Source organism: Ferruginibacter sp. (assembly GCF_014377975.1).
In the GTDB taxonomy this organism is placed as follows: Bacteria; Bacteroidota; Bacteroidia; order Chitinophagales; family Chitinophagaceae; genus Ferruginibacter.
The window spans coordinates 1-6,294 of sequence record NZ_JACMOO010000122.1; the positions used below are offsets into that span (position 1 = coordinate 1).

At 38.8% G+C, this 6,294-nt stretch carries 7 protein-coding genes and 1 pseudogene; 4 read left to right on the forward strand and 4 right to left on the reverse strand.

Features of this window, described 5'->3' with window-relative positions:
* Window positions 1–256: 256 nt before the first annotated feature.
* Window positions 257–1,345: an anhydro-N-acetylmuramic acid kinase gene (locus H7254_RS07070; protein ID WP_301932304.1), complete on the reverse strand. Its 1,089-nt coding sequence runs from the start codon at window positions 1,343–1,345 to the stop codon at window positions 257–259.
* 87 nt (window positions 1,346–1,432) lie between these two features.
* Between H7254_RS07070 and upp the strand changes: the two genes are divergently transcribed.
* Window positions 1,433–2,083, forward strand: coding sequence for a uracil phosphoribosyltransferase (gene upp / locus H7254_RS07075; protein WP_301932305.1), 651 nt, complete (start codon window positions 1,433–1,435; stop codon window positions 2,081–2,083).
* A 177-nt stretch (window positions 2,084–2,260) separates the two neighbouring features.
* Window positions 2,261–3,265, forward strand: coding sequence for a PorP/SprF family type IX secretion system membrane protein (locus H7254_RS07080; protein WP_301932306.1), 1,005 nt, complete (start codon window positions 2,261–2,263; stop codon window positions 3,263–3,265).
* Window positions 3,266–3,278: 13 nt separating this feature from the next.
* On the opposite strand, the gene H7254_RS07085 is transcribed toward H7254_RS07080, so the two are convergent.
* Complete coding sequence (locus H7254_RS07085) at window positions 3,279–3,995, reverse strand: DNA-3-methyladenine glycosylase (protein ID WP_301932307.1); 717 nt, start codon at window positions 3,993–3,995, stop codon at window positions 3,279–3,281.
* On the opposite strand from H7254_RS07085, the gene H7254_RS07090 reads away from it, so the two are divergent.
* On the forward strand, window positions 3,970–4,734 hold the full coding sequence (locus H7254_RS07090) for an EI24 domain-containing protein (RefSeq protein WP_301932308.1): 765 nt from the start codon (window positions 3,970–3,972) through the stop codon (window positions 4,732–4,734). The two genes, H7254_RS07085 and H7254_RS07090, sit on opposite strands and share 26 nt — an antisense overlap.
* Window positions 4,731–5,432 (forward strand): SAM-dependent methyltransferase, encoded by a 702-nt coding sequence (locus H7254_RS07095; RefSeq protein ID WP_301932309.1) that lies wholly within the window; start codon window positions 4,731–4,733, stop codon window positions 5,430–5,432. The genes H7254_RS07090 and H7254_RS07095 overlap by 4 nt, the downstream gene beginning before the upstream one ends.
* 6 nt (window positions 5,433–5,438) lie before the next feature.
* On the opposite strand, the gene H7254_RS07100 is transcribed toward H7254_RS07095, so the two are convergent.
* On the reverse strand, window positions 5,439–5,864 hold the full coding sequence (locus H7254_RS07100; RefSeq protein WP_301932310.1) for a hypothetical protein: 426 nt from the start codon (window positions 5,862–5,864) through the stop codon (window positions 5,439–5,441).
* 20 nt (window positions 5,865–5,884) lie between these two features.
* A pseudogene (locus tag H7254_RS07105) lies at window positions 5,885–6,294 on the reverse strand (peptidase M28 family protein); the annotation flags it as partial.

The window sequence follows — 6,294 nt, forward strand, 5'->3', positions numbered from 1 at the left end:
ACCATTATTGTTACAGGCCAATAATAAAAGAAGGGGTACTAATGCAATGCCTGCTATCTTTTTCATGTAAAAATTTTATACAAATAAAATGAATATTATTTAAAGCCGAAAGCCGTGTGGTTGACAGATGAAAGGTTTTGGTTGACAGCAGTATCTGCAATTGCATTTTTCTATATGATGTAGAAAACTACAGGAGACCTTATTTCAACAAACGTTTTTGTTAACTAACATCTGCAAGCTAACATCTCCGTTTGCCTTAGGCTTTCCCCAGCCACAATGCACCACCAAAACTGTTTTGCGCAGCGCCCGTTACTGAAGACAGCACGTTCACTTCCTCCCTCCATCTTAAAATGCCCATCAATGCCATAATCAATGCCTCCTTATATTGCACCAACTGATCATCGGGCACAACAATGGTTATTGCCTGCTCACTTAATAAATCTATTAACCGTTCTACTAAAAATGTATTGAATGCACCTCCGCCGGTAACCAACATTTTTTTGTTAGTACTTTCTTTTTTATTGTGGATGATGGATGCTTTTATTTGAAGGGCAATGTGCTCGGTATAAGTTCTTAAAGCATCTTCAACACTAAGCCTGGCCTCTTCAATAATTCCGTAAACTGTCATCATTCCAAAACTATTGCTCAGTGACTTGGGTGCAGGTAAACTGTAATAATCCAGACTATTTAATTGTTGCAATAAAGCTTCATCCAGGTTACCTGCCGCAGCAATTTTTCCACCTTCATCGTAAGGCAACCCTTTTTGTGCTGCCAGCATATTTAAAACTCTGTTGGCTGCACAAACATCAAATGCTGTATAATTTCCATTGATGTTGATTGAGATATTAGCTATTCCGCCAATATTCAAAAAATATTGATATTCTCCCAGCAATAATTTTTCGCCAATGGGTACTATTGGTGCACCTTGTCCGCCAAAAGCCACGTCCATACTGCGCAAATCGCTTACTACCGGCAGTTGGGTAACGGCCGCAATAGTGGCTCCATCGCCCAGTTGTGCCGTCATTTTTTGATGAGGTAAATGAAAGGTAGTATGCCCGTGAGAGGCGATTAAGTTTACCCTGTGATGCAAATGATGGGTATCAATGAACCGGTTGATTGCCTTGCCTGTATATTGCCCATATTCTGCATGAAGCAGTTGATAATTTAATGCAGAAAGTTCAACCGCGTTTACCAGCCTTTTTCTCCAGTCATCCGTGTATTCCAAACAATCTGCAGCCAGAATCTGGTAACTCCATTTGCCACCCGTTTCTGTCAGTTCTGTAAAAACGATATCTAATCCATCCAGCGAACTGCCACTCATGCTACCAATTGCCCTGTAAATCATATTTTTTGAAATTTTAATTCCTATTTTTACAACCTTAGTTGAAAGTGCAATTTCAAATTTCAAATTCAAAGTTTCAAAATTATATTCATGGTAATTAACCTTGGTAAACAGCATTCGCTGCTGAGCAATTGGGTGAGCGAATTAAGAGATGTGGAAGTACAGAACGACCGGATGCGCTTTCGTAAAAACCTGGAACGTATAGGGGAAGTGGCCGCGTATGAAATAAGCAAAACACTGGCCTGGGAAGAAAAAGAAATTACAACGCCACTGGGTATTGCCAGTTGTAAAGTACTTCAATCTCAACCGGTGCTTGCAACCATTTTAAGAGCAGGATTGGGAATGCACAATGGGCTGCTGAATTATTTTGATAAAGGAGAAAATGCCTTTATCAGTGCTTATCGTAAGCACCATGCCGACGGTAGTTTTGATATAAATATTGAATACATGAGTTGCCCCGAACTGGAGGATAAAGTACTGATTATAAGTGACCCGATGATTGCCACAGGAGCTTCTTTGGTAAAAGCTATACAATACCTGAAAGAAGAAGGCGTTAGTAAGGAAATTCATATTGTTTGTGCTATCGCCTGTACAGTAGGGATTGAATTTATTTTAAGAGAACAGCCTAAAGCAACAATCTGGTGTGGGGATATTGATGATGAGATTACAGCAAAAGGTTATATTGTACCCGGATTAGGAGATGCAGGCGATCTGGCCTTTGGACAAAAAATGCAATTTTAATCTGATTGTTTACCTGACTCATTGTATCAATTAACTAACAATCATACTTAACAAATAATATTCAATCTGTTGAAGTGGTTTCAAGAGTTTTCATTTTTAGAGGGTAAAACTTTTATGGAGCCTTTGCAGCTATTAACTGCAAAAGTTTATCTTTAATAATCTGAAGTAAATTTTAAAATGAGAAAATTAGTTTTATTAACCTGTACATTACTGATTGCTGTTTTAGTGGAGGCGCAGGATCCGCATTTTTCGCAATTTTTTTCTTCTCCGCTTACGTTAAATCCTGCTTTTACAGGTAAGTTTGATGGGCAATGGCGAATAGCTGCCAATCACAGAGACCAGTGGCCTTCTATACCAAAGGCTTATGTAACTACCAGTGCTTCTGTAGATTTTAGCATCTTAAAAGACAAAATTCCTGCAGGCGATGTTTTTGGAATTGGTTTCTCCGGCTTAAGCGATCAAAGCGCTGACGCTGCATTAAAATTAAATTATGGATCTCTTTCGATGAGTTATCATAAAGCATTGGACGAAGATGGCTATAATACGATCGGCGCCGGATTTCAGGCCACGTATACCAGCGCCATACTGGATTTTACCAAATTAACTTTTGAAGATCAATTGACACAAAACGGTTTTACGGGTACTACTGCCGAAACTTTAAATAACGGTAGCAATCAGAATTATTTTGATGTAAATGCAGGTCTTTTATATTCGGGGTCAAGCAATGGTGTCAATAATTATTATTTGGGTGCTTCTCTTTACCATATTAATAAGCCCAGCTTAAGTTTTATTGATAAAACATGGAATCTTTCCAGCCGTATGACGGTGCATGGAGGTGGTTCATTTCCGATAGGTGATAACCTTTCTATATTTACTTCGGCTATTTTTCAGTTGCAGAATAGTGCTACCGAAACCGTTGTGGGTGGTGCTTTATCAGCCAATGTAAACAGCGACGATGTTAACCCAACCAGCGTTTATCTGGGCTCCTGGTATCGTTTTGGAGATGCACTTATACCCTATATTGGTATCGAAATTAACGGGCTTCGTATCGGTGCCAGTTACGATATCAATACCAGCAGTCTAAAAGCCGCTACTGCCAGCAGGGGCGGATCAGAGTTTTCGCTGATCTATATTAAAAGGCCCGTTTCCAATAACAAGGGTATCCCCTGTCCCAGATTTTAAGAACCTTATATTTCTATACAACTGGTTTCCCGCTTACATATTTATTTCCTTTTATGTAAAAACGATAGGGTAATAATGCATCGGTACCTGCATAATCTACTCCAATTCTTTTGCTGCTGCCTATTTGTGTTTCTTCCAAAACATACCCGTCTGATGCAATGTAAATAGTATTCCCCACCAGGCTGCCGCCAGAATGAATTTTAAATATGCCCAAAGCTTTAGCCACATTGCCCGGCCCGCTGGTAATGGTTTTATCGCCTGTTTTTTTGCGGGTTCTATCCAGCATAATATCTATACCTTTCAACGGCTCCGCCGCCCTTATCAAAATTGCATGCGGTATTTCGCTAACGTTGGTAACGATATTAAACATCTGGTGAATGCCATAACAAATATATACATAGGCTCTGCCGCCCTGTGCATACATTGGTTCGTTGCGTGAAGTGCGTTTTCCCATCCATGCATGCGAAGCTTTGTCTCTTACCCCGGCATACGCCTCCGTTTCAACGATTCGTGCGCTTGTCATACCGTCCTCAAAATTTGTGGTAATAATTTTGCCGAGCAATTCTCTGGCAATCAGTGTAACATTTTTACGTTTATAAAAATCAATGGTTAATTTCTTCAACTTATCGGTACTTTTAAATACAAATTTAAATAATCCGGCATTCTGTAAACAAGCAAGCTGAATATACCATGAAAAATCAATCATGTTAAAAGATATAATTATTGCCATACAATCCTATCTGGAAGCCCATCGCTTTATTGTAAAGCACCGCTTATGGAAATGGATATTTATACCAGGTATTTTGTATGCCATCCTTTTTTGTACAGGTATTTATCTTTTCTGGATCAGCAGCGGGCAAGCCATCGATACCCTTTTTTCTATCACCGGGTTAAAAAAATGGATGTACACCATGGAAGGCAGCTGGCTGAAATTTCTGTTTATTTTTGGACAGGTTATTTTGCAACTGGTACTACTGTTGTTTTATTTTTCGTTATTTAAGTACCTTTTTTTAATTATTGGTTCCCCGCTATTTGCTTACCTGAGCGAAAAAACAGAAGCCATCATGGAAGAAAGAGATTTGCCGTTCAGCTTTCCGCAATTATTAAAAGACATGGTCAGGGGTATAAAACTGGCCATGCGAAATGCGCTGTGGCAAACGGTGTATACTTTATCCATTCTGATATTATCCTTCATTCCATTAATTGGGTGGTTTACTCCTTTGATAGCACTGATAATTGAATGCTACTATCTTGGTTTTGCCATGCTTGATTACAGTTGTGAAAGAAACAAATTATCCACCTCGCAAAGCATTGATTTTATTGGCAGGCACAAAGGGCTTGCCCTTGGAAATGGAATTGTTTTTTACCTGATGCATACCATTATTATTGTTGGCTGGATACTGGCACCGAGCTATGCCGTTATTGCCGCCACTATTAGTTTTTATAAAGTAAAGTCCAACCTGTTATGAGTTCAACATTATATTTAATTCCCTGTGTATTGGATGAATTGGCACTAAATACCATACCACTTTACATTATAGATGCTATAAAAAACTGTCAGGTAATTTTTGCAGAAAATGAACGTACCTCCCGGCGCTTTTTAAAAAGTATTTGCAAAGAAATTATAATTGATGATTATGAATGGTTTACCATTCACAAAGCAGAAGAAGAACAAAAAAACAGTTTCAGGCAAAAGATAAAGGAACAAAAAAATATTGCCATCATCAGTGAGGCGGGATGCCCGGGTATTGCAGACCCAGGGCAAATTTTAGTTGAACTGGCACAGCAATTAAATGTTACGGTAAAACCACTGGTTGGGCCAAGTTCGATACTGCTGGCATTGATGGCAAGCGGGATGAACGGGCAGCAGTTTGAATTTGTTGGTTACCTGCCTATTGATAATGGCGAAAGGATTAAAGCTATAAAGGAACTTGAACTTCTGTCTCAAAAAAAACTCAGTACAATTATTTTTATTGAAACGCCTTACCGTAATAACCAACTAATAGAAACTTTACTAAAAACCTGCAAGCCAGCAACAAGACTGTGCATTGCTGCTGAACTAACCGGACTACATGAATTTGTGAAAACAAAAACGATAGCAGACTGGCAAAAAGAAAAAACCGACTTTCACAAAAAGCCGGTTATATTTTTACTGCTTGCCGTATAATTTTTACTATCGTGCCATTGCTCTCATTGTAATAATTTTATCTACAATAAAAGGGCTGAACCCCCTCCACGGAACCGTGCCTTTATACTCTTTATAATGCAGGTCAAAATAACTGCCGCTGTTGTTCATTAACACGTTGGCAATACTGTCATTGGTAACAGAAAATTCAAACTCATACGATTGAACACCGGCAACCCCCTGGGCACGAAACCCCGATTGTATAAGCTTTCCTTCGTAGGTTTTAAAAATATTTCCTTTTTTAACCGCATAATTTAATTCTCCTGACTTTACGCCTTCGCCAAAAACATAATAATATTTCCACCAAAAAATAAATGCTAGTATTACTATAGTTATAAACATAACCCATCGCATAAATTTCGCAAAAGCGCCTGCTTTTTTAGGTTGTAATTGTACCGAACTGCTATTGTCCATAATTTTATTTTTATCAGGTATTATAATCCATATTTATCAATCAAATAAACCAATGCAGCCATATTAAGTGCCCCAAGATGCAGTTCTCTTTTACTTACATTTTCAAAAACATCCGTACTTGCATGATGTACATCAAAATAGCGCTGACTATCAGGGTTTAATCCAGCAAGAGCTGCGCCAATCTTTTTTAATGGGCCAACATCCGAACCACTTCCGCCTGCAGATAAATCATATACGCCATAGGGGTAAAATAGTTTTTTCCAATGTAAAACTTTGCTAAGTTGTGGCTCATTCATTTCCAGTCCAAAGCCTCTGGGAGTAAATCCGCCCTCATCACTTTCCAGGGCAAACAAATGTGTCTCCTTATTTTTTTCTGCCAGTTCCAGGTATTTTTCACCACCACGTCCGCCATTTTCTTCATTCATAAACA

Bases quoted from the DNA above. Each gene is read 5' to 3' on its own strand.
- H7254_RS07090 (WP_301932308.1), top strand. From the start codon at position 3,970: ATGTTAAAAGATATAATTATTGCCATACAATCCTATCTGGAAGCCCAT.
- H7254_RS07080 (WP_301932306.1), top strand. From the start codon at position 2,261: ATGAGAAAATTAGTTTTATTAACCTGTACATTACTGATTGCTGTTTTA.
- H7254_RS07095 (WP_301932309.1), top strand. From the start codon at position 4,731: ATGAGTTCAACATTATATTTAATTCCCTGTGTATTGGATGAATTGGCA.
- H7254_RS07100 (WP_301932310.1), bottom strand. From the start codon at position 5,864: ATGGACAATAGCAGTTCGGTACAATTACAACCTAAAAAAGCAGGCGCT.
- H7254_RS07070 (WP_301932304.1), bottom strand. From the start codon at position 1,345: ATGATTTACAGGGCAATTGGTAGCATGAGTGGCAGTTCGCTGGATGGA.
- H7254_RS07085 (WP_301932307.1), bottom strand. From the start codon at position 3,995: ATGGCAATAATTATATCTTTTAACATGATTGATTTTTCATGGTATATT.
- upp (WP_301932305.1), top strand. From the start codon at position 1,433: ATGGTAATTAACCTTGGTAAACAGCATTCGCTGCTGAGCAATTGGGTG.